The 1,380-nt window shown below is 66.4% G+C and carries 2 protein-coding genes; both read left to right on the top strand.

Features of this window, described 5'->3' with window-relative positions:
* Window positions 1-162 precede the first annotated feature (162 nt).
* Window positions 163-564 (top strand): cytochrome d ubiquinol oxidase subunit II, encoded by a 402-nt coding sequence (gene cydB / locus AYO52_RS18765; RefSeq protein ID WP_216635346.1) that lies wholly within the window; start codon window positions 163-165, stop codon window positions 562-564.
* Window positions 561-1,262: a cytochrome d ubiquinol oxidase subunit II gene (locus AYO52_RS18760; RefSeq protein WP_216635347.1), complete on the top strand. Its 702-nt coding sequence runs from the start codon at window positions 561-563 to the stop codon at window positions 1,260-1,262. Before cydB ends, AYO52_RS18760 begins: the two co-directional genes overlap by 4 nt.
* Window positions 1,263-1,380 lie beyond the last annotated feature (118 nt).

The following is a 1,380-nucleotide window of genomic DNA, read 5'->3' as shown; positions in this document are numbered from 1 at the left end:
TCTGCTGGTCGTCGAGGTGTACCTGCTGGTGCGGTATACGCGCGGTGGAGTCGCCAGTGCAATGCCCGAACTCGTAGGTAAGGACGACGACGTCGACGACCCAGACGGCAAGCACGACGACGTGCTGGCGTTTGCCTACTGACCACGAGACGAGGAACAACCATGGAACCCCTTGCAATCATCTGGTTTGTCGCCATCGCCCTCCTATGGACCGGGTACCTCCTGCTCGAGGGATTCGATCTGGGCGTGGGCATGCACATGATCTTCTCGACCCGCAGCGAACGCGACCGCCGCGTCATGCTCAACACCATCGGCCCCGTCTGGGACGGCAACGAGGTATGGCTCATCACCGCCGTCGCTGCCCTCTTCGCCGCATTCTCGCCCTGGTACGCCGCGCTACTGTCCGCCCTCTACGTGCCGCTGACCCTCGCGTTGCTCGGACTCATCCTGCGGGCCGTCGGTATCGAGTACCGGGGCAAGGTCGGCACAAGGGTCTGGGCGNCGGTATCGAGTACCGCGGCAAGGTCGCCACGAAAGCCTGGGCAACGTTCTGGACGTACATGATCGGCCTCGGTTCCGCGGCCGTCGCCTTCTTCATCGGCGCGCTGCTCGCCCTCACCTCGATCGGACTGCCGATCGACGGCAACGGCGACCGCGTCGGCGGCCCCTTTGCCTGGCTCTCGTGGCCCGCCCTCGTCGGTGGCCTCGCCGTGGTGGGATTTGCCCTGGCCCACTCCGCCACATTCCTGGCGCTCAAGGCCGACGGCCCAGTGCGGCGGCGCGCATCCGGTTTCGCCGTCCGGTGGGCTCCCCTCTGCCTGCTGCCGCTGCTCGTCTGGATTGCGATGGTGCAATTCGAGCACGATGCCGGACCGGCGGGGTGGACGGTCGCCCTTCTCGCCGTGGTCTCCGGTGGCGTCGGATGGGCTCAGGCACGCGCGGGCCGGGAAGGGCTCGCGTTTACCGGCTATGCCGGCACCGGCCTTTTCGGACTGGCCGCGATCTTCCTGGCCATGTTCCCGGTTCTGCTGCCGTCCACAATCGACAGTGCCTTCGACATCACAGTGCAGTCCGCGGCGCACAGCACCTATACCCTCGGCGTGTTGACCGCCATCACGGTCGTGGCGCTGCCCGTGATCCTCTGTTACCAGGCATGGAGCTACTGGGTATTCCGGCACCGCGTCACACCCGGGATGATCCCCGAGCCACACGTGGTTCTGCCGGCGATCCTGCGGGCCGAAGACGCCGGGCGCCAGGTGTAACCACCCATCAGCCGACTGCGACCAACCTGATGGCCGGGTCCGTCGTAGACGGCAGGACCGCCTCGGCAGACTGGCCCCCATTGAATTCGAGACCATCATGACCGACGAGGCCCTTCAG

The sequence above is a fragment of the Dietzia sp. 111N12-1 genome, from assembly GCF_001658045.1.
In the GTDB taxonomy this organism is placed as follows: domain Bacteria; phylum Actinomycetota; class Actinomycetes; order Mycobacteriales; family Mycobacteriaceae; genus Dietzia; species Dietzia kunjamensis.
This window is presented reverse-complemented; position numbering and strand designations above follow the sequence as displayed.